At 72.7% G+C, this 20,759-nt stretch carries 16 protein-coding genes and 4 pseudogenes; 10 read left to right on the top strand and 10 right to left on the bottom strand.

Annotation, left to right across the window (positions count from 1 at the left end):
• From GA0070558_RS23615 to GA0070558_RS35035, 10 genes and pseudogenes are all read left to right on the top strand, one after another.
• Positions 1-317: transposase family protein (locus GA0070558_RS23615; RefSeq protein ID WP_141722294.1), on the top strand; the 317-nt coding region annotated here is incomplete at its 5' end.
• Positions 318-364: 47 nt separating this feature from the next.
• Complete coding sequence (locus tag GA0070558_RS23610) at positions 365-1,024, top strand: hypothetical protein (RefSeq protein WP_141722293.1); 660 nt, start codon at positions 365-367, stop codon at positions 1,022-1,024.
• 431 nt (positions 1,025-1,455) lie between these two features.
• A pseudogene (locus tag GA0070558_RS23605) lies at positions 1,456-1,725 on the top strand (transposase); the annotation flags it as partial.
• Positions 1,726-1,946: 221 nt separating this feature from the next.
• A complete protein-coding gene (locus GA0070558_RS23600) occupies positions 1,947-2,615 on the top strand; it encodes a transposase (RefSeq protein WP_091283650.1) in 669 nt (222 codons plus the stop codon).
• Between the two features lie 510 nt (positions 2,616-3,125).
• Positions 3,126-3,686, top strand: coding sequence for a hypothetical protein (locus GA0070558_RS33520; protein WP_176734333.1), 561 nt, complete (start codon positions 3,126-3,128; stop codon positions 3,684-3,686).
• Positions 3,687-3,893: 207 nt separating this feature from the next.
• Positions 3,894-5,462 (top strand): TIGR02677 family protein, encoded by a 1,569-nt coding sequence (locus tag GA0070558_RS23585; protein WP_091283648.1) that lies wholly within the window; start codon positions 3,894-3,896, stop codon positions 5,460-5,462.
• Entirely contained in the window at positions 5,459-6,850 is a 1,392-nt protein-coding gene (locus GA0070558_RS23580; protein ID WP_091283645.1) for a TIGR02678 family protein, read from the top strand. The genes GA0070558_RS23585 and GA0070558_RS23580 overlap by 4 nt, the downstream gene beginning before the upstream one ends.
• Before the next feature lie 12 nt (positions 6,851-6,862).
• The gene (locus GA0070558_RS23575) at positions 6,863-10,990 is read left to right on the top strand and encodes a TIGR02680 family protein (protein WP_091283643.1); all 4,128 of its coding nucleotides are present in this window, start codon (positions 6,863-6,865) and stop codon (positions 10,988-10,990) included.
• The gene (locus tag GA0070558_RS23570; protein ID WP_091283641.1) at positions 10,987-12,273 is read left to right on the top strand and encodes a TIGR02679 family protein; all 1,287 of its coding nucleotides are present in this window, start codon (positions 10,987-10,989) and stop codon (positions 12,271-12,273) included. The genes GA0070558_RS23575 and GA0070558_RS23570 overlap by 4 nt, the downstream gene beginning before the upstream one ends.
• A 74-nt stretch (positions 12,274-12,347) precedes the next feature.
• Positions 12,348-12,689 (top strand): annotated as a pseudogene (locus GA0070558_RS35035) (hypothetical protein); the annotation flags it as partial.
• Positions 12,690-12,830: 141 nt separating this feature from the next.
• Here GA0070558_RS35035 and GA0070558_RS23560 read toward each other — a convergent pair.
• The 10 genes and pseudogenes from GA0070558_RS23560 to GA0070558_RS23520 all read right to left on the bottom strand — a co-directional run bounded on the left by GA0070558_RS23560 (position 12,831) and on the right by GA0070558_RS23520 (position 20,744).
• Positions 12,831-13,397: a nucleotidyltransferase family protein gene (locus GA0070558_RS23560; protein ID WP_091283639.1), complete on the bottom strand. Its 567-nt coding sequence runs from the start codon at positions 13,395-13,397 to the stop codon at positions 12,831-12,833.
• A gap of 98 nt (positions 13,398-13,495) precedes the next feature.
• Positions 13,496-14,479, bottom strand: coding sequence for an XdhC family protein (locus GA0070558_RS23555; RefSeq protein WP_091283636.1), 984 nt, complete (start codon positions 14,477-14,479; stop codon positions 13,496-13,498).
• Entirely contained in the window at positions 14,469-16,004 is a 1,536-nt protein-coding gene (locus GA0070558_RS35245) for a xanthine dehydrogenase family protein molybdopterin-binding subunit (protein ID WP_439709629.1), read from the bottom strand. The genes GA0070558_RS23555 and GA0070558_RS35245 overlap by 11 nt, the downstream gene beginning before the upstream one ends.
• A gap of 112 nt (positions 16,005-16,116) precedes the next feature.
• Positions 16,117-16,326 (bottom strand): annotated as a pseudogene (locus GA0070558_RS35030) (hypothetical protein); the annotation flags it as partial.
• A complete protein-coding gene (locus tag GA0070558_RS23540) occupies positions 16,320-16,850 on the bottom strand; it encodes an FAD binding domain-containing protein (RefSeq protein ID WP_256092086.1) in 531 nt (176 codons plus the stop codon). The pseudogene GA0070558_RS35030 and the gene GA0070558_RS23540, both read right to left, overlap by 7 nt.
• 61 nt (positions 16,851-16,911) lie before the next feature.
• Positions 16,912-17,190 (bottom strand): annotated as a pseudogene (locus tag GA0070558_RS34555) (FAD binding domain-containing protein); the annotation flags it as partial.
• Positions 17,187-17,729, bottom strand: a complete 543-nt coding sequence (locus tag GA0070558_RS23535; RefSeq protein WP_091283632.1) for a 2Fe-2S iron-sulfur cluster-binding protein — start codon at positions 17,727-17,729, stop codon at positions 17,187-17,189. The pseudogene GA0070558_RS34555 and the gene GA0070558_RS23535, both read right to left, overlap by 4 nt.
• Before the next feature lie 63 nt (positions 17,730-17,792).
• Positions 17,793-19,085 carry a low temperature requirement protein A gene (locus GA0070558_RS23530; protein WP_091283630.1) on the bottom strand — a complete coding sequence of 431 codons (1,293 nt, stop codon included), beginning with the start codon at positions 19,083-19,085 and terminating at the stop codon, positions 17,793-17,795.
• Between the two features lie 28 nt (positions 19,086-19,113).
• Positions 19,114-19,743: a class I SAM-dependent methyltransferase gene (locus GA0070558_RS23525; RefSeq protein WP_091283629.1), complete on the bottom strand. Its 630-nt coding sequence runs from the start codon at positions 19,741-19,743 to the stop codon at positions 19,114-19,116.
• Positions 19,743-20,744, bottom strand: a complete 1,002-nt coding sequence (locus tag GA0070558_RS23520; protein WP_091283627.1) for an alpha/beta hydrolase — start codon at positions 20,742-20,744, stop codon at positions 19,743-19,745. The genes GA0070558_RS23525 and GA0070558_RS23520 overlap by 1 nt, the downstream gene beginning before the upstream one ends.
• Positions 20,745-20,759 lie beyond the last annotated feature (15 nt).

Raw genomic sequence — 20,759 nt, 5'->3', positions numbered from 1 at the left:
CCGCCCGCGATCACGGCATCATCGATGCCCTGACCAGCGCGGATGTGATGACCTTCGCGGACAAGGGGTATCAGGGTGCGCGAGGTAGCGTGCGCACACCGTTCAAGCGGCGCCGCTTCCGGCCGAAGCTGTCACGCCGACAGAAGGCCGTGAACCGGGCGCACGCGAAGATCCGTGCTCGCGGTGAACGCGCGATCGCCACACTCAAGACCTGGAAGATCCTGACCAAGCTGCGCTGCTGCCCACACCGCGCGACCGCGATCGTTCAGGCCATCCTCGTGCTGCACCACGTCGAAGCCAACCGCTACGCAGGATGAAAATGGCTCATTGGAGTTGAATGTTCTTATCGAGGGTGGCTCGTGTCTTGACGCTGGGGATCCTCCTCGCAGTTCCTGGGGTCGTGTCCTTCGCCGGCACGGCGGCCGCGGACGAGAGCTGCGCGTCCACTACCCACACCGCCTCGGTGGTGAGGGACAACTTCGACGCGGTCGAGACCGCCGTGGTCGACTCCATGGACGGCGTGTTCAACCGCAATGACCTGGCGGCGATCGCCAACGACACCGGGCGGGTCCATGCGTCCGCCGAGGTTCGGGCGGCGGCCCGCTGCCTGCTGTTGGATGGTCGGCTGTTCGACCAGATCGACGGTGGCCAGCCGGGCGGGAACCTGGACGGCCTGATCGGGCGAGGCAATCTCGACGTGTACGTCCAAGCGCGCTTATGTCCGACGCCGACTTATTCCGGGACGGTGATCAGAGACAACTTCGACGCGGTCGAGACCGCCATGGTCGACTCCCGGGACGGCCTGCTCGGCCGCGACGATCTGTTTGCCATTGCCAATGACTCGGGGCGGATTCACCCGCCCGTCTACGTTCGGGATGCGGCACGCTGCCTGTTGAACGACACCGAATTGTTCGACCAGATCGACGGCGTCCAGACGAGGGGGGCCCTGGACGGCCTGATCGACCGGAATGATCTCAACAGGTTCATCTGGCTGCGCACCTTGGGATGCCCCGGCTGTCCGTGACCTGACCGCGCCAACCGAGCAACGCAACGGTACGGAACGCCGGTCAGGACGTAGGCGGTCGCCACCGGACGCAACCCCACATGCCTCAACAGTGTGGGGTTCGCCTCCGCCGTGGGTTCGATCCCACCGCCACCGATCAGGCGAAACGCCGGGCCTACCGATCAGGGAGTGCCCGGCTTTCCGCCATGTGTCCCAGCTGTAGGCGTCGACGCGCTGAGGTAATCTCAGCGAGTAGCTGATCGCTGCGGCGTGCGACCTACGGATCAGAAGGTCAGTACGGCAGCTGCCGTTTGAGATGTCGCTGGTGGGGGCGGGTAGACGAGGTGCGGCCACCGCGTGATCGTCTGTCTGCTGTGGACATAACTTCAGATCTGGCGGTGGCCGCGTGCCACAGGGTAGACCCTGCCCGGTGGCGGCATGTCCTGGCCGGGGTGTGCGAGGCGTTAGCGGGACGGTTCGGGCGGGTCGAGCCGCGTCGGACGGCGGCGGCGTTCGTGTCGGGGCCGCTCTCGGATGTCGAGGTCAAGACGTGTTGGCAGTTGGCGGAGCGGGCCGGGCATGCACGGCCGGATTCGATGCAGCGGTTGTTGTCCCGGGCGGTGTGGGACGCCGATGAGGTCCGCGACGATCTGCGGGCGGTGGTCGTGGGCCGGTTCGGTGATCCGGATGCGGTGCTGGTCGTGGACGAGACCGGGGACCTGACTGGACGTTTGTTTCGCGTTCGCGTCAGTAGAGACCGATTCACGCCTCGACCTCGTCAGGGCAATATGCCGGACCTGACCTGAAAGCGCACATCGTCGCCAGCTCCACGTTGACCAGAATCAGAGCATTTCAGCCCGCGATCCTGTCTGATTCACTTTCAACCGACATCGACGTACATGAGGTCCGTCGATCCGACCCCCAGACGCCGTACGCCTGCTGCATGACCGAACGGCGACCCTATCCGTCCGACCCGTCCGACGCCCGGTGGGCACTGATCGCACCCCGGCTGACCGCCTGGCGACAGGCCCGCACCGACGCCGGAGTCAGCGGCCACACCCCCACCCACGACCTTCGCGACATCTTCGACGCCATCCTGTACGTCAACCGCACCGGCATCGCCTGGCGCTACCTGCCCCACGACTTCCCGCCGTGTCGCACCGTCTACGGCTACTTCGCCGCCTGGAGCAAAGAAGGCATCTTCCCCGAACTCAACTACCAGCTCACCGGCCTCGTCCGCGACCACCAGGGCCGCACCATCACACCCACCGCCTCCATCATGGACAGCCAGAGCGTGAAGACCTCCACCTACCCCACCCTGGCCAAGACCTGGGTCGACGCCGGATTCAAGAACCGCGTCGTCGAACACGGCGCCGCCCTCGGCGTCGACGTCGACGTCGTCACCAAAGACCCGCACGTCAAAGGCTTCAGCGTGGTCAAACGCAGATGGGTGGTCGAACGCACCCTCGGCTGGCTCATGCACCACCGCCGACTCGTCCGCGACTACGAAACCCGACCCGACAACTCCGCCAGCATGATCACCATCGCCATGATCGACAACCTCGCCAAACGGCTCACCACCGAAACCACCCCAACCTGGCGAGACGACTAAACCCACAAAACACGCAAAATACGTGAATCAGACGTCCTCTAACGATGCGAACGCAAGTCGCGGGTCTCCATCAGCGGTCTACCGAATCTCGCAGACGACGAAGCGGCGGGTGGCATCTCCTACCGTGAACCAAGCGATCTCGGCGAAACACACTCAGCCATGCCCACCGCCTCCGGGCATCAGGGTCTACGGCTGTCGGTGCCGCACCCGTTCAACCCGGCCCGCCCGCGGAGCGAGAAGTGGGTGGCACCTCGAGGCTCAGCCACGATCACGGCGGAACACACTTCAGCCATCCCCACCCCCGGACCCCGCGGGCGCGGCAACCCTGAGCCTGCCGCCGTCGCCGGCCGGCATCCCGGACATGATGTGCGAGACCTGCGCAGCATCAGCGCTCCACCGAGCGCGGGCAGGCGTACGGCATCGTGGCCCACGACGGCTGGTCGGTGGCCGCCGCTCCGAGACCGGCCTGATTCCCACGCCAACCGTTGCCCGAGCGGCTTGAATAGCGGTGTGCGGGTCAGCAAGGACGGGCGGGACTGGCGCATCGGCACCGCCGCCGACGTGAGTTGGTTCGCTGGTCACACCACTGCCGGCGTCTCGATCACCACCGCCATCCCGCCGGTCTTCGACGCCTACGCCACCACGTACCAGACCGACGACGTCACCGCCGCCGCCTACGAGCACGCCCTGGTCGAGGACCTCACCAGGCACACCGCCGACCAGCCGTGGTGGCTGGCCTACCTCGACACCGGCGCCCACGACGTCGTCTTCCCCCACGCCCCGAGGGTGTTCCTCTACTGGAACTGGCCGTACGTGCTGGTCGAGGCCGGCCCCGAGCAGGCCCTCACCTGGCGCGTCGGCGGTCACATCCGCCATCCGCACGGCGCTCTACCCGACCTGTTCTTCCCCACCGACCGGTCATGGCTGGTCTCTGCGCTCTGGGACGACACCTGGACCTGCGTCGGCGGCCCGACACCCGTGATCCACACCCTCCAACGCGATCCCGTGGCCAATGCCCGCCAGGTCCGACCCGACGAGGACGCACTGCCACCGGGGCTGACCCGCGAGTGACGGCTCACGCCCCCGGCGCAGCCGTCACCCTCCAACCACTTCTCGGCAGGACGGCAGCTGCTGGTCGGCTTGCCGTAGATCGCTTCCCGTTCGGGCTGCGACCACGACCGCAGGACAGGCTGCCGCCGAATCCCCTGCGCGCCCGGCCGCCGTGGTGGCTCTCCTGGGTAGGGTGGGGGGCTGTCCGCGTCCGGTGGGAGGTAGATGATGACGGCGCAGCCATCTCGACCGACGTTCGGGCTGGACGACTTCGCGCTGGACGACCGGATGCGGCTGTTCGGCTACGTGACGGCGGAGAACCGGTTCGCCTACCTGTGGCTGCTACGGGCGTTCGACTCGGCGCGGTCCAGCTACCACGTGGTGCTGCACACCTCCGACGTGGCCGCGGCGCTGGCGGCGTTGCACGACGCGGACGCCGACTGCCCGGATCCGGCGGGGCTGGAGTTGCCGCGGCTGCTCGACGCCCTGGTGGAGTGGGGGGTGCTCGACCGGGGGCAGGACGGTTCCCGGGCCACGACGCTGGCGGAGTACCGCAACCGGCACTCGGTGTACCAGTTCACCGAGGCCGGGTACCGGGCGCACCGCGCGGTGGAGGCGGTGCTGTCGGCGAGCATGGACGACTCCACGCTGTCCCGGCTGGTCTTCGCCGACCTCCTGGCGGACCTCAACGCGCTCGCCGTAGCCAACGAGGCGGGGGACGCGGAGGAGGTCTACCGCAAGTTCAACCGGCTGGACCGGGCTTTGGCCGACATCGCCGAGCGTGCGGCCCGCTTCTACCACATGCTGGGCGACCTGGGCCGGACCAACGACGTGCGGCCGGAGGTGTTCCTCGCGCACAAGGACGCCCTGCTGGCTCACCTGCGGGACTTCCACGACGAGTTGCAGCGGTACACGCCCCGGCTGCGCGCGGCGGTGCACGAGGTCGAGACGACCGGTCTGGACCGACTGATCGAGGCCGCCGCCGAGGCCGACGAACGGCTGTTCCACACGCCGGTGCAGCGGCTGGAGGACTGGCGGCGGCGCTGGGCGGGGCTGCGGTCCTGGTTGGCGCCGCCGGGCCCGGAGCAGCTCAGCGAGGCGGACCGGTTGTCGGACGCCACCATCGCCGCGATCGGGGACGTCCTGGCCCTGCTGCGTCGGGTCACCGAGGCGCGTCGCGGTGGGGTGAGTCGGGAGTCGCAGTTGCGGCATCTGGCCGCGTGGTTCACCCACACCGGCAGCCAGGAGGCCGCGCACGCCCTGTTCGATGCCGTGTTCGGGCTCGGCGCTCCACGCCACGTCGGGGTGGCGCACCCGGATCCGGAGGCGATCGCCAGCCGGCTGTCGTGGTGGGAGGCGCCGGCGGTGGAGCTGTCCCGCACCCTGGTGACCACCGGCCGGGCACCGGGCCAGGGCCGGGGACGGCCGGCCCGGCTGGACCGGGTCGACGAGCGCCGGCACCGGCTACGCGGCGACCAACTCGCCCGGGAGCGCCGGCTGGCCGACGCGGCGACGGCGCTGGCCGACGTGGGCGTGGACGACCACCAGTTGGACGGGTCGCAGACCCAGGTCCTGCTGCGCCTGCTCGACATCGCCCTCGCCACTCGGGTGGGCGGCCGAGCCGGAGTGCCGCTGGCGGCCGCCGCGCACGGCGTCCGGCTCACCCTCACACCCACGCCCGGCCGGTTCGCCACGGTGCGCACCGCCGAGGGCCGGCTGCATCTGGACGGGTACGCGCTGACGGTCACCGCCGCGCAGCACACCGCTGTCCACCGTCCCGAGCTGGTGCCGGCGTGAGCGGGGAACCGGCCGCGCTCCGGCCGGCGGCCCACCGGTTCGCCGTCGACGTTCCCGAGTTGGAGTTGGCGGACTACCAGCGGGCGGTCCGGCTGGTCCTGCGCCACCCGCTGATCACGGCGACCTGGCCCGACGAGCGGGCGCTGCCCCGGGTGCGGCGGTTCTCCGCCACCCTGCGCCGGGATCTCGCCGAGGCGTTCGGGTACCGGCTGGAGCTGCACGGTTCCACGGCCCGGCTGGTGCGGGCGAAGGACCGGCTCGACGGCACCCAGCCGGCGGTGTCGCGCACCGGGCGGCCGTTCGACCGGCAGCGCTACGCGTACCTGTCGTTGTGTCTGGCGGTGCTGGGCCGCGCCGGGATCCAGATCACCCTCAGCGAGTTGGCCGACTCGGTGGCCGGCGACGCGAACCGGATCACCGGCCTGGGGTTGGATCCGGACCACGGACCGGACCGGCGGGCGTTCGTGGATGCAGTCGGCTGGCTGGAGGAGCGGGGTGTGCTGCGGCTGGCCGACGGCTCCAGCGCCGCCTGGGCCAGCGACCCGGGGGCCGGGGAGGCGCTGTACGACGTGGCGCGGGACGTGGTGTTCGCGCTGTTCCGACCGACCCGGGTGCTGCAGCACGTCGACTCGGTGTCGGCGCTGCTGGACCGGGCGATGAGCAGCAGCGGCAACGCCGAACGCCGGCAGGCGGCGCAGGCGGCCCGGCGGGCGGTGGTGGAGTCGCCGGTCGTCTACCACGCCGACGTCGAGCCGGCGGTCGCCAACCATCTGCGTGGCTCCGCGCTCACCACCGACCTGGCCCGGCTGACCGGGCTGCGGGTGGAACGGCGGGCCGAGGGCGTGCTACTGGTGGACACCGCCGGGTTCACCGCGGAGCGGTTCCCGGGCACCGGCTCGGTGGCGCAGGCCGCGGTGCTGCTGGCGGTGAGGATGGCCGACCGGGTGGCGGACCCCGACGGCCGCCGGGTCAAGCGGCTGCCCCCGCCTGACGGGCACGCCCGGCAGCAGGCGCTGGTGAGCGACATCGACGCCGGCCTGCCCGCGGCCACCCTGGTACGCCTCGACGACGCCGGTCCGGACGAGCCGTGGGCCGCCGACGACCGGACTGACCCTGACGAGGCCGACGGCGCCGGCCGGTTGCCGTTCATCACCGACAGTTTCCTGCGTACCGCCGTCGGGGAGATCCTGCAGCGGTACGGGACCGCGTTCGGGGCCCAGTGGCACGCCGACCCGGAGCGGCTGCGGGTCGAGGCGGTCGCGCTGTTGGAACGGTTCGGCGCGGTCGCCGCCGTGCCGGGCGGGGTGCTCGTCCGGCCGCTGGTGGGGCGGTACCGCCACACGGTCGCCACGATCAAGCCCCGCGTCACCACCGAGACCCTGTTCTGAGGAAAGTCGATCGTGATCGAGCAACGTGCCGTGCGCCGCTTCGCTCCCACCCGCGCCGGGATCATCAACCTGTGGGACTACCGGGACGAGGAGTTCAGCTTCGTCGACGGGTGGCTGGTGCTGCGCGGGCCCAACGGGTCCGGCAAGACCAAGGCGCTGGAGGTGCTGTTCCCGTTCGTCCTCGACGGGCGGATCGAACCGCGCCGGCTCAATCCGTTCGCCAGCGAGGACCGGACGATGAAGTCGAACCTGCTCTACCGGGGGCAGGAGGTCACCCACGCGTACGTGTGGATGGAGTTCGGCGACGGCGAGCGGTACGTGACCGTCGGCATCGGGTTGCGGGCGCACCGGCACGTCGACCGGGTCACCCGCTGGCACTTCGTGGTCGACGGCCGGGTCGGGGTGGACTTCTCCCTGCTGGACGCCGACGACCGGCCGCTGACCCGCCGCGACCTGATCGACCGGCTGGGCGCCGAGGCGGTGCGGGACTCGGCGGAGGACTACCGTCAGCTCGTCGACGCCCGGCTGTTCGGCCTCGGCCCGGCCCGCTACGAGCAACTGCTGGATCTGGTGCTGACCCTGCGCAAGCCGCAGCTGGCCAAGGACCTCAACCCGGTCGAGCTGTCCCGCACGCTGCAGCGGGGGCTGCGCCCGGTCGAGGACCACCTGCTGGTGGAGGCTGCCCGCTCGTTCGACGATATGGAGGCGGTCGCCCGTACCCTAGAAGGGCTGGTGGCGGCGGACGCCGCGACGGCCGCGTTCCTGACGGTCTACTCGACCTATCTGCGCACCCACGCGCGGGCGGCCGCCGACGCCCTGACCGCCCGCCGCGACGCGGTCGCCACCCGGTCAACCGCACTCGATGACGCCCGTCACGCGGCCGACGCGGCGGCGAAGGCGCAGTCCGCGGCGGACGAGCGACTGCGTGCCGTGGAGGGCGAGCCCGGGCGGCTGCGCGCCCACCTGGACAGCTTGAAGGCCTCGGCGGCCTACCAGTCCCACGAGCAGCTCGCCGACCTGCAGCGGCACGTGCACGACCTGGCCGAGGCGGCGGGGCGGGCCGACGAGGCCGTCGTCGCCGAGGAGAGTGCGGCGGCGCGGCGGCGTACCGAATCGGAACGGGCGACGGTCGCGGCTCGGGACACTCGGACGGCGGCCGACCGGCTCGCCGCCGATCTCCTGCTCGACGCCGAGGCGGCCGGGATCACCTGGAGCGCCGACGACGCCGCCCCGGACGACCTGGCGGCCCGGATCACCGCGCGGGCCGCCGCCCGCCGCGACGACGTGCGCGCCGTCCGCGCGCAGGTGGCGCGGCACGACCAGGCCGACCGGGACCACACCCGGGCCGCCGCCGACGCGGCCGGCGCCACGACTGCGGCCGCCGACGCCGAGCAGGCCGAGCGGCGGGCCGAGGACGCCGTCGCGCAGGCCTGCGCCCGGCTGCGCGCCCAGCTCGAGCAGTGGGCGCAGGCCAACGCCGGGCTGCTGGCCGACATCGCGCGCCCGGACCTGGCCGCCGGGCTGAGCGCCGCCGTGGACGCCACCGGCGAGCCGGGCGCGCGGACCCTGCGCGAGGTGTACGCCGACGCCACGGCCACCGCGGTGGCCCAGCGGCGGGACCGGCTCGCGGCGCTGGCAGCGCAACGCGCGGCGCTGGCCGACAGACGGGCCGAGGTGGCCGCCGAACGGGACCGGATCGCCGCCGAACACGACGACGCGCCACCCGCCCCGGTGACCCGGCCCGCGCCACGCACCGGCCGTTCCGGCGCACCGCTGTGGCGGCTGGTCCGCTTCGCCGACGGGGTGACCGGGGCGGACGCGGCGGCCGTCGAGGCGGCGCTGCACGCGGCCGGGCTGCTGGACGCCTGGCTGCACCCCGACCCCGGGACGGCGACGACCGCGCTGGCCGGCGACGACCTCGACGGTTACCTGCTGCCGCTGTCGCCGCACCGGCGGCCCACCGGGGCCACCCTCGCCGACGTGCTGGCCCCCGAGGAACAGGACGACGTGCCCGCCGCGCGGATCATTGAGGTGCTCACCTCGGTGGCGCTGGCCGACGTGACCACGCCCGACGCCTCGCCGGTCACCATCGGCGTGGACGGCCGGTACGCCCAGGGCATCGCCGCCGGCCGGTTCGCCAAGACCTCATGCGAGTACATCGGCGCGACCGCCCGGGCCACCCGCCGCGCCGCCCGGGTCGCCGAGTGCGAGCGGCTGCTGGCCGTCATCGACACCGACCTCGATGCGGTGGACCGCGACCGCGCGTCCGTTGAGGCGCTGCTGGCGGCGGTGGACGCGGCCGCCGCGCAACTCCCGGCCCCCGCGCCGGTCCACACGGCGCTGCGCGAGCTGGACCGGGCCGCCGCGACGCTGCGCGCCCGGCAGGAGGCCAGCTCGGCCGCCGACGCGCGCCTCGACCAGGCCCTGGCCGAGCGTGCCGCAGCAGCGGCCGCGCTGCGCCGGAGCGCAGCCGAGCGGTCGCTGCCGGTCGACCGGCTCGACGACACCGCCGAAGCGGTGGGCCGCTTCGAGAAGCGAGGGGTACGTCTGGAGGGCGCGCGGACGGCCGCCGTGCGCGCCGCCGAGCAGGAGGACCAGGCCCGGCAGCGGCACGACGAGGCAGTCGACCGGTTCACCGCCGCGGCGCAGACCGCGCGCACGGCCCGTGCGCGGCACCAGGAGAAGGCGGAGGCGTACCGGACGTTGCGCGACAGCGTGGGCACCGACGCGGAACGGGTGCTGGCCGACGTCGCCCGGACCGCCGACGCGATCATCGAGGCGGAGCAGGACGTCGAGCAGGCTCGCACCTCACTCGGCACCGCCCGGGAGCGGCGGGTCGCCGCGCTGACCCGGGTGGAGCTGGGCGAGCAGGCCCTGGTCGCCGCCGTCGCCGAGGCGCAGCACGACGCCCAGCGGTTGCGCCCGTACGCCCAGCCGGACCTGCTGGGCCTGCTGCGCTGTCCCACCGACCTGCGCTGGCCGGCGCAGACCCCGGACGACGCACTGCATCCGCAGGTGGCAGCCCTGCACGAGGCGATCCTCGCGGCCACCCGGGAGCTGAGCCCCACCGAGACGTCGCTGAAGCAGAGCGCCACCCGGCTCACCACCGCGCTGACCGATCTGCAGGCGCAGCTGCCCGCCGCCGGCCTCGACCACCGGCCCGAGTGGGACACCGACGACGGGGTGATCGTGGTCCGCGTCGCCGACGAGCAGGGCCTCACCCCGGTCGCCCACTTCGCCGACCGGATCGCCCGCGAGCGCCGCGACCAGGAGCAACTGCTCACCGACTCCGAGCAGCGGGTGCTGGAGGACGCCCTGCTCGGGCAACTCGCCCGGCAGATCCACCACCGCACCATCGAGGCCCGCGACCTGGTGGCGGCAATGGACAGCCAGATGCGCGCCCGGCGCATGTCCTCGGGGCTCACCGTCGGCGTCGGCTGGCGGCTCGCCGACGACCTCGACGCCGAGCAACGCGACGTGTGCAAGCTCCTCGAACGCGACCCGGCCCGGCTCGGGCCGGCCCAGCTCACCACCATGCGCCGGCACTTCGCCGCCCGGATCAAGACGGCGCGGGCCGCCGCACCCGAACGGCCCTACCGGGAACTGCTCGGCGACGTGCTCGACTACCGGCAGTGGCGGACGTTCGCGTTCACCCTGCACCGGCCCGGTGGCGACACGGAGGCGCTGACCCGGGCCCGACACAGCCAGCTCTCCGGCGGCGAACAGTCGGTCTCCCTGCACCTGCCGCTGTTCGCCGCCGCCAATGCGCTGTTCGGCTCGGCGCGACCCGACGCCCCCCGGCTGCTCGGCCTCGACGAGGCGTTCGCCGGCGTGGACGACACCGGCCGGGGTGAGCTGATGGCGCTGGCGAAACAGTTCGACCTTGACCTGTTCATGACCGGCTACGACCTCTGGGCCACCCACCCGGCGGTCAGCGGCGCCGCCCACTACGACCTGTCGCATTCCGCCGTGGAACACGCCGTGTCCACCGTGCTGCTGGTCTGGGACGGCTCGACCAACATCGCCGACTTCGACGGAACCCTGGCCCGTGCGCTCGGTTCCCCGGAGACCCGCCGCGCCCCCGGTGGTCAGCGCGAGCCCGACCGGACCGGCGTCCTGCTCGACCTCACCGACGAATGACCGACGCGCACGGCGCGCGGCCCCCGGACCGCTCCGCCGCACATCCGTCGCTCGTGCCGACCGGGCGGCACCGGCCGGACGGTCCGGCGGATCTCGTGGATCAGCCCGGCTGGCGGCGGTTGCTGGCGGCCGCCCGGCGCAGCCTGGAGCGCACCGGTGGCCGGCTCGACACCACCGTGACGCTCGCGACCCCCACCGACGACGAACGTCTCGTGGTCATCGGCATCACCGGCACCCACCGCTCCACCGCGGCGGCCCGCCTCAGCGTCCGCCTCGGCGACGTGGACGAGCACCTGCGCGCCGCGCACGGAGTCGGCCTGGTCGAGGTGCTCGCCGCGATGGCCCCGCTGCGCAACCGACCGTCCGACCTCAAACGCGAGGCGGTGGCCCGCGACGCCGTCCTCGCTCTGGCCAACGACGGCCGGCACGCCCACACCGCGTGGTACGCCGAATGGCTCGACGGCCTGCGCCGCGACGGCACCCTGACCCGCGTCGTCCGCACCGGACTGCCGTTCGGGGACGTGGTCCGCGTCCTGGACGCGCTGCCCGCAGCCGACGAGCCGATACCGGTCTTCGCCGACCGGGTGCTGGAGGACACGAAGGCCCTCACCGACGGGCCGCTACGCGGGCTCGTCCTCCGTGCCGTCGCCACCTGGCAGCAGGCGGCGCTCCCGGTCGACGGTGAGCGGGAACGGGCGTTGTGGGAATCGGTCGGTCTGGTCCCGGACGACCTCGCCAGCCAGGTGCTGGTGCTCAACGTGCCGGCCACCGGCGGCCTGCTCGGGCGGTGGCTCACCGAGGCCGCGCAGGCCGGCGTGCCGATCCGGGTCACCCTGCACCAACTGCGCCTGGCACCGCTGACGCTGAACTGCGACGAGGTCTACGTCTGCGAAAACCCTGCCGTGCTGCGCGCGGCCACCACCGCGCTCGGAGCCCAGGCCCCGCCGCTGATCTGCACCGAAGGGGTGCCCTCGGTCGCCGTTCACACGCTGTTGTGGGCCGCGCAGGGGGCGGTGATCCGATGGCGCAACGACTTCGACTGGACCGGCGTACGACTGACTGCGGCGGCTCTCCAGCGGTATCCGGGCGCGGTCCCGTGGCGGATGACTGCGGCTGACTACCTGCCGGCGGCGGGCACCGGCACGGCACTGCTCGGTACGCCCACTCGGACGCCCTGGGACGAGTCGCTGAGCGAGTCGATGCGGCGTGCCGGCCGAGCGGTGATGGAGGAACGGCTGCTCGACCGGCTCATCGCCGACCTACGGGCGGTCGGAGCCAGATAGCGGCAGGCCGGTGTTGCTCGGTGGATGCCGCAGGTCGAACGTCGTGGGCCCTCGTACCCAACACGGGCGTCGCCGCAATACGACCGGAAGTCCGAACCGCAACCAACCTGAACCGACGCAGGACATCACCCCAGCCGCCGGCGGACTACCGGCCCTACGGTGACCGGAAGCCCTACGTGGTGGCCGAAACCCTCGCCGCGCTGCACGGCCCAACTGAGGGCAGGGTGACGCTTCCGCGTCATCTCGACTGGTCCGGGCACGCCGAGTACGACCTCGATCGGCCCGCCCGCCTGGCCAGCATGTACAAGGTGGTGCTCACCGAAGCCAGCACCGTCGAGGGCCTGAACACCTGGCTCGACGCCGACCTCCTCCGGCAGCACTGGCCCACCCTTTGGCTGCCACCTATGCTCCGGTAGCGCTGGGAGGAAACCTTCCCCGAACTCGCCGCCACCCGCAGCGACGCGGCATAGCGGTGGCCCCCCTACCTACGCGGGCGCGGAAGGGCCAAGTGCCGCAGGTACAGCTGATGCCGGGCCCGGACGGGAGGGGGCCCGTCGTTACTGTTCGTCGATGTCGTAGCCGGCGGCCACATCGACACACTCGACGAAGCTCACCTGGTCGGCCCGCAGGCGCAGATAGGCCCGTGCGCCTTGGTCGCCCCGCGCGGTCGCGGCTACCGCCGCCCAGTGGTCGCGGCCCAGCAGGACAGGATGGCCCGGCTCGCCGTCGTAGCAGGCGCGGACCAGGCAGCCCGGGTGCGTGTGGGCCCGTAGCCGGGCCACCGCCGCTGCGGTGACTCCGGGCATGTCCACCAGGTGCACGCACACGGCAGTGATCCTGGGCAGGCCGGCGACCGTCTTCAGGCCGAGCCGTAACGACGAGGCCATCCCCTCGGACCAGAGCGGATTGTCGACGACGTGGACGCCTGCCAGGTCGACGGCTGACCGGGCCTGGCGGGCTCCGGCGCCGAGGATAGCGATGAGCGGGGCGCACCCACCGCCCTGGAGCGCGCGGAGCGCCTGCCCGAGGAACACGGGTGCCTTGGGTCCGCCGTAGCGGCGCCCCGCCCCGGCGGCCAGGACCAGCCCGGCGACGCGGTTCGCCGCGCTGCCGTCAGGCTTCATCCCGGCCCATTGGCCGGCCGTCGCCCGTTCGGGCGGACAAGGCTGCGGGAATGGGTTCTCTCCGGCCGGCCGACGCACAGCCGACCGCTGATCGGACGTCAACCATGGGTCACCGTCGGGTGGACGCCGATGGGAAGCCGCGAGTCGCGCAGCCGGCCTCCGGCCCGGCCGTTTCCCGCCGCGACGACCTCGGCGAGGATGGACAGGGCCGCCTCGGCGAGCGACGTGCCGCCCAGGTCCAGTCCGGCGGGACCGGCCAGCCGGTCCAGGCCGAGTGTGCCGGCGAGACGTCGCAGGCGCTGCGCGTGGGTGGCCCGGCTGCCGAGCGCCGCGACGTGTCCCGCGCCGCCGGCCAGCGCTGCGCGGATCGCCCGGTCGTCGATGCGGGGGTCGTGGCTCAACGTGACTACGGCGTCGCCGGGCCCGAGCGGGCGGCGGGTCAGCCATTCGTCCGGCCAGGCGCGCACCACCCGGGCGCTGGCCGGCAGCGCCCCGGATCCGACGTGGTCGGGGCGTGGGTCTATGACGGACACGGCCAGGTCCAGTGACTCCGCCAGCGTGGCCACCACCGCGGCCAGGTCGGTCGCTCCGGCGAGCACCAGCCGCGGTCGGCGCGGCAGGGCCTCGACGTACGCCGGCTGGTCGCCGGGGAGCTGGTCCGTGGTCGGGGCCACCGACCACTGGTACGGCGGCTGCAGTCCGACGCCCACCGCGACGGGTCTGTCCCGCCGCAACGCCACGGTGATCGCTTCGTGCACCGGTGGCGGTGGTGCCGGCAGGACCAGCACCTCCATGGTGGCGGAGCAGGCGGGCGCGTCCTCCCACGGCAGCAGGAAATCGCCCGGTGTCACCGGCAGCACGTGCGCCGCCGCTCCGGCGAGGACTGCGCGGGCAGCTTCCACGACGACGGCCTCCACGCAGCCCCCGGACACCGAGCCGCGCCACGTGCCGTCCGCCGCGACGGCCATCGTCGATCCGAGTGGCCGCGATCCCGGGCCGTCGCGCGCCACCAGCCGGGCGAGGGCGACGGGGCGTCCGGCCCGGCGATGGGCATCGACGAACGACCAGACCTCACGCAGCATCGGGTTCGCCGGGGTCGGCGGGCTCCAGCACCCGGTCGAGGCGGATCGGGAGGATCCGCTGACGGGTGCCCGTGGCGTGCCATACGGCGTTGGCGATCGCCGCCGCGGTGCCGGCCGTGCCGATCTCGCCGAGGCCGTTGAACCCCGACGGGTCCTGCGGCTCGTAGTCGGGCACGAAGTCGGCCTCGACGTCGGGCACGTCGGCGTGGGCGGCGAAGTGGTAGCCGGCGAAGTCGCCGTTGGTCTGCCGGCCGGTGCGGGGGTCGCGCACGCTCTCCTCGTGCAGGGCCATGGAGAGTCCCATGATCATACCGCCGATCACCTGGCTGCGGGCGAGCAGCGGGTTGATCACCCGGCCCACGGCGAACATGCCGAGCAGGCGGCGCACCCGTACCTCGCCGGTCGCCGGGTCGACGGCTACCGCCGCGAAGACGGCGCTGAAGGTCTGCCGTTCCCGGCCGGGCTGGTAGTCGATCATCGTGGTGGTGTCCACCGTCGCGGTCACCGGCCGGGCCGGGCCGCCCATGCTCTCTCGCAGTTTCCCGGCGGCCTCGGTGATGGCGAAGGACCAGGACGTCGTGCCACGGGAGCCGCCCGCGCCCCACGCCATGCCGAGGTCGCTGTCGCCGATCCGGATCCGGATCCGCTCCGTGCCGACCCCGAGCGCGTCGGCGGCGACCGCCGTCAGCGCGGTACGGGCACCCGTGCCGATGTCACTCGCGCCGATCGACACCGTGAACGTCCCGTCCGCCTCGGCCGTGATCGAGGCCGTCGACGGGAACACCCCGGCGCTGAACGAGGTGCTGGCCATGCCGCTGCCGATCAGCAGCGGACCCTCGCGCCGGGCACGGGGACGCCGATCGCGCGCCGCCCAGCCGAACCGGCGCGCTCCCTCCCGCAGGCAGGAGACCAGGCGGCGGCTGCTGAAGGGCAGCCCCGACACGGGCCCGACGGTGGGCTGGTTGCGCAGGCGCAACTCCAGCGGGTCGATGTCCAGCCGCTCCGCCACCTCGTCGATCGCCGACTCCAGGGCGAACGAGCCGGGCGTCGCGCCCGGCCCACGCATCGAGGCCGGCGGCAGGATGTCGAGGGGCACGGCGGTGAGCTGCGTGCGGATCGCCGGTGCCGCGTACAGGATCTTGGCCTGCTCGGTGCACCACTCGATGTACTCGGCGAGCGGCGAGAGGGCGTACGCCGGTCGGTGGTGGATGGCGCGCAGGCGGCCGTCGGCGTCGGCACCCATGCGGACCAGCTGGTCTGTCGGGGGCCGCGACGCGGTTGCCTCGAATACCTGCGCCCGGGTCATGACGACCCGCACCGGGCGTCCGAACCGCTCGCTGGCCATCGACCCGAGGATCACCTGCGGGCCACAGGCGCCCTTGCCGCCGAAGCCGCCCCCGACATGCTCGGCGCGGATGTGCACCCGCTCCCGGTCGATCGACCACAACGAGGCCAGGACCTCGGACACACTGAACGCGCCCTGGTTGGAGTCCACGGCGTACACATGGCCCCCGTCCCACCACACGGTCGCGGCATGCGGCTCCAGGGCGCTGTGGCTCTCCTCGGGAGTGCGGTACCGCTTCGTAGGTCACCCGCAGCGCCGCCGCTGCCGCCCGGGCCTGCTCGGGCGTTTCCGCCACCGCCAGCGCTACCGGCCGGCCGGCGTACGGGATCACGTCGTCCTGGAGCAGTTGCATGCTGCCGTCCGGCCCGAAGTAGTTGCCGGCCCGGGGGTTGAGCCGGGGCGCGTTGCGGTGGTCGAGCACCCCCAGCACGCCCGGCATGCCGAGCGCGGTCGAGGCGTCGATGTCACGGATCCGGCCCCGGGAGATGGTGGCGGTCACCATCCAGCCGTGGGCCAGGTCCGGCATCGGCACGGCCTCGCGGAGCGGGCCCGCCAGGGATGCGACGCCACGCCGCCGAGGGCGATTCGCACGTCGCGTACCACCCCGTCGCGGACGTCGAGCGCCGCGGCGACGGATACCGTCGCGAAGGCGTACGACGCGCGCTCGCGGACCTTGCGGTAGCGCGACCGGAGGCTCCGCGCGGACCCGGGCAGGGCGACGGCGGTGATCAGCGCGCCGGGTGGCAGCGCGGTCTCCCGGTCCGGACGGTCACCGACCGGCAGGTAGAACTGCGCCAACGGGATCTCACCGGTGCCGTCGAGCGTCTCGTAGCGCACGACCGCGTCGAACGCGGCGAGCGCCACCGCCAGGTCCGAGGGGTGGGTGGCCACACAGTGCGCGGAGTGGCCGAGGACCGCGTGGTTGTGGTGGATTCCCTCGATGGCGGCACATCCACTGCCGGGGCTCCGCTTGTTGCAGGGCGAGGAGAGGTCGGTGAAGTAGCCGCAGCGGGTCCGCTGCAACAAACAGGTTGCCGCCCACCGTGGCCATGTTCCGCAGTTGGCCGGACGCGCCCGCCAGCACGGCCTGGGCCAGCGCCGGGAACCGGCGGCGCACCTCGGGGTGCGCGGCTACGTCGCTGTTCGTGGTGGTCGCACCGATGACCAGGCCGCCGTCCGGCGCGTCGTCGACACCGTCGAGGGGAAGCTGCCGTACGTCCACCAGCCGGGTCGGCTCCTCGACCCCGCACTTCATCAGGTCGACGAGGTTGGTGCCGCCGCCCAGATACCGGGCGCCGGCATTCCCGGCGACCGCCGTGAGCGCCTCGTGGACCTGCGTGGCGTGCTGATAGGCGAACTCCTTCACCCCGCCACCCCCTGCCGCCGGGCGGCGGTCTCGATCACCGCGCGCACGATCGACGGGTACGCCCCGCAGCGACACAGGTTGCCGCTCATCCGCTCGCGTACTTCGGCCTCGTCCAGTTCCGGCGCGCCGTCCCGTGAGTCGTCGACGGTGACGGCGCTGGGCCAGCCGGCCGCGTGCTCGACGAGCACCCCGACCGCCGAGCAGATTTGCCCCGGCGTGCAGAAGCCACACTGGAAGCCGTCCAGGCGCACGAACGCCTCCTGGATCGGCTGCAGCCTGCCCTCGACGGCCAGCCCTTCGACGGTGGTGATCGCGGCAGCGTCGGCGGCGACCGCGAGGATCAGACAGGAGACCACCCGCCGGCCGTCGCGCAGCACCGTGCAGGCGCCGCACTGCCCGTGGTCGCACCCCTTCTTCGGCCCGGTGACGCCCAGGTCGTCCCGCAACACGTCGAGCAGCGTCCGACGGTTGTCCACTGACAGCCGGCGAGTCACGTCGTTTACCAGCAGCGATATTTCGCTGTGTGTCTGATCGGTCATCGCCGTCCTCTCCCGTCAATGGAATTGGGCATCACATTTATTCGACAATGTCGAACAAGTTACTTATGCAATCAGTTTCCGGATGCGGTTTCCATCGCGATCCTCGCGATTCCTTGCTCGATCCTCCACGGTTCCGGTTCCGAACGTTCTCGCTGTCGCTTCGACCGGTGGCGTCGTCGGACGTGAGTTCCGTCGGTGCTGGCGGGTCTCGACGACGATCAGAACGATCAGGACGGCGAACAGGCCGGCCAGGCCGACCAGCGGCGCGAGGGCGGCGGCCGCCGGGCCGGCGGCGACGAGCACGCCGGCCGCCAGCAGGCGCGGCAGGCTCGTCGTACGGTGCACGAGCCGTTCGAACAGCAGGTGCCCGGCGAGGTAGAGCGCCGCACCGCCGAAGAGGGACAGCGCGTAGAACGCTCCCAACGGCCCGCCCTCGCCGACGTGGGCCACCACGCCCTCCACACCCAGCGCGGTGAGCACGATCCCGGCGACCAGGGGGAAGTGACCGTAGGCGTACGCGTCGACGGCCAGGCTGACCCGGGCGGCGCCGTGCGTCTCGACGAGGCGACGCCGGGCCGCGGGCGCCACCACGTCGAAGTACAGCCACCATAGGCAGACGGCGGTGCCGACGCCGAGGACGGCGGCGACCAGCAGCGGCACACCGACGGGCTGTCCGGCGGCGCCCACCCCGATCGCGACGGTCGACTCGCCGATAGCCAGGATGATGAACAGGCCATGCCGTTCGGTCAGGTGCGCCGGGCTGTGCAGTCGCCACGCGCCGCGCCTGGCGGTGAGGTAGATGCCGGCCCAGTCCACCAGCAACGCGACGCTGAACAGCAGCACCTGGGCCCAGTCGCCCAGCAGCGCCCCGCAGAGGAGCAGCGCCGCGCCGGCCAGCAGGGGCAACCAGGTGATCGCGACCTGCTGCCGCAGCCCGGCGTCGCCGGTCGCGGCCACCGCGTAGACCGCGAGGTGCACCCACCGGACGAGCAGGTAGGCGCAGACCAGGACGACGGGGCCCGGCAGTCCGCCGGGCGCGTCACGCCAGGCCTCGGGAACGGCCAGGGCGACCACGAACATCGCTGCCATCGCGCCCACCATTCCCGCCCGCAGCAGGCCCTCGTCGGCCCGGGAGTGGTTGCCCAGCCAGGTGTAGCCGGACCACGTTCCCCACAGCAGCGCGAGGATCAGCAGACCGCGCAGGAGGCCGTACAGGCTGTGCTCGTGGGCCAGGTAGGCGGTGATCTGGGTCGTCGCGAAGACGTACACGAGGTCGAAGAACAGCTCGAACGGCGTCGCGCGATGGTCCTGGCCGACCGGGCGCACGGCTGGATCGGAACCCTGCCGCTTCCCCATGGTCGATCCTCCTCTCGGGTTCCGTCTCTCAGCGGGCCAGGGACACCAGCGTGCGCGGTCGCGCGGTGACCCGGGGGCGCCGGCAGGAGTACACGAACGCCGGCGGCACGTTGGCCCACACGGTGCGGCCGGTCACGACCTCCTCGAACCGGTCGCCCAGTGCCCGCCGCAGCCGTTGGGCAGGCGGCGTCCAGCGGGCGAACGTATAGCCGAACGTGGTGAAGGCGCCGTTCGGGGTCAACGCGTCGGTGACGGCGTGCAGAAGCTCGTCCTGCTGGCCCCCGGCGAACGCCGCCCACGGCAGCCCGCTCACGATCACGTCCGCCCGGCCGTGGCCCCGCTGTGCCAGCACGTCGCCGAGGTCGCGGGCGTCGGCCACGGCGACGTCGAGCCGGGGGTACCGGTCGGCCAGCAGGCCGGCGAACCGTTCGTTGACCTCGACCGCGAGGTGACGGCCCCGGCCGGCGAGCCGGCGCTGGATGGCGGCCGTGAACGCTCCGGTGCCGGGGCCGAGTTCGACGACCAGCGGCTCGCCGGCGCTGGGGACGGGCGCGGTGACGAGGTCGGCCAGCGGCCGGCCGCTGGGGGCGACCGCGGCGACGGTGAAGGGGTCGCGGAGGAACTCGCGCAGGAACTCCGCCCGGTGGTTGTCGCTCATCAGCCGGCCCGCTGCCCGGAGAGCTGCGGCCGGGTCGGCCCGGCGGCCGGGGTCAGGATGCGGGCGAGCCAGTCGATGCGGGCGCGGCGGGCCTGGGCCGAGATCCGCGCCTGCGGGTACAGGGCGTCGAATCCGTGGAAGCCACCGGCCCAGATGTGCAGCTCGGCCTGGCCGCCGGCGGCCCAGATGCGGGTGGTGTAGGCGACGGCCTCGTCGCGGAACACCTCGGCGGTGCCGGCGTCGACGTAGGTGTCCGGCAGGCCGGACAGGTCGTCGGCCGTCGCGGGGGAAACGTTATCGGGTACGCCGTCGTCGGCCAGGTCGCCGAGCACCGACCGCCAGGCGAACTCGTTCATCTCGCGTGTCCACACGCCGGGCTCGCCGGCGTACTGGCGGCTGGAGGTGGTGTCGTTGTGGTGGTCGAGCATGGGGCAGATCAGCACCTGGGCGGCGAGGTTAGGGCCGCCGCGGTCGCGGGCCAGCAGGGCGACCCCGGCGGTGAGGCCGCCGCCGGCGCTGACCCCGGCGGCGATGATCCGGTTCGGGTCGATGCCCAGCTCGTCGGCGTGCTCGGCCACCCACAGCAGGCCGTGGTAGCAGTCGTCGAGCAGGCTGGTGCCGGTGGCCTCGGGTGCCAGCCGGTAGTCCACGGAGACGACGACGGCACCGAACCGGTCGAGCCATTCCAGGGGGATGTCGATCTGGGAGAAGCGGTCGCCCATCACCATGCCGCCGCCGTGCATCCAGTAGACGCAGGGGGCCGGAGCGGTGTGTTCCGGGCCGGCGGGGCTGAAGACGGACAGCGGGATGTCCGTGCCGTCCGGGCCAGCGATGCTGATCTCGCGCCGGTCGATCGCCCGGCCTTCGAGCAGCGGCTCCACGGGCATCGACGAGAACTGCCGGATCTGCGGGAGCACCTCGCGGTTGAGTTCGGGTACGAACGGCATGTCGGCGAGGAGGGCACGCAGCTCGGGGTCGAAGGGGGGACGTGTCAGTGTCATGAGGGGTTTCCTGTC

This window comes from Micromonospora haikouensis (assembly GCF_900091595.1).
GTDB classification, from domain to species: domain Bacteria; phylum Actinomycetota; class Actinomycetes; order Mycobacteriales; family Micromonosporaceae; genus Micromonospora; species Micromonospora haikouensis.
Note: the sequence above shows the minus strand (reverse complement) of the source record. Positions and strands in the feature narration are given on the sequence as shown.

Coding starts and splice junctions, on each gene's coding strand:
- GA0070558_RS23555 (WP_091283636.1), bottom strand. CDS start 14,479: ATGCTGCGTGAGGTCTGGTCGTTCGTCGATGCCCATCGCCGGGCCGGA.
- GA0070558_RS23570 (WP_091283641.1), top strand. CDS start 10,987: ATGACCGACGCGCACGGCGCGCGGCCCCCGGACCGCTCCGCCGCACAT.
- GA0070558_RS23520 (WP_091283627.1), bottom strand. CDS start 20,744: ATGACACTGACACGTCCCCCCTTCGACCCCGAGCTGCGTGCCCTCCTC.
- GA0070558_RS23530 (WP_091283630.1), bottom strand. CDS start 19,085: ATGGGGAAGCGGCAGGGTTCCGATCCAGCCGTGCGCCCGGTCGGCCAG.
- GA0070558_RS23525 (WP_091283629.1), bottom strand. CDS start 19,743: ATGAGCGACAACCACCGGGCGGAGTTCCTGCGCGAGTTCCTCCGCGAC.
- GA0070558_RS23600 (WP_091283650.1), top strand. CDS start 1,947: ATGACCGAACGGCGACCCTATCCGTCCGACCCGTCCGACGCCCGGTGG.
- GA0070558_RS23560 (WP_091283639.1), bottom strand. CDS start 13,397: ATGAAGCCTGACGGCAGCGCGGCGAACCGCGTCGCCGGGCTGGTCCTG.
- GA0070558_RS23535 (WP_091283632.1), bottom strand. CDS start 17,729: ATGACCGATCAGACACACAGCGAAATATCGCTGCTGGTAAACGACGTG.
- GA0070558_RS23585 (WP_091283648.1), top strand. CDS start 3,894: ATGACGGCGCAGCCATCTCGACCGACGTTCGGGCTGGACGACTTCGCG.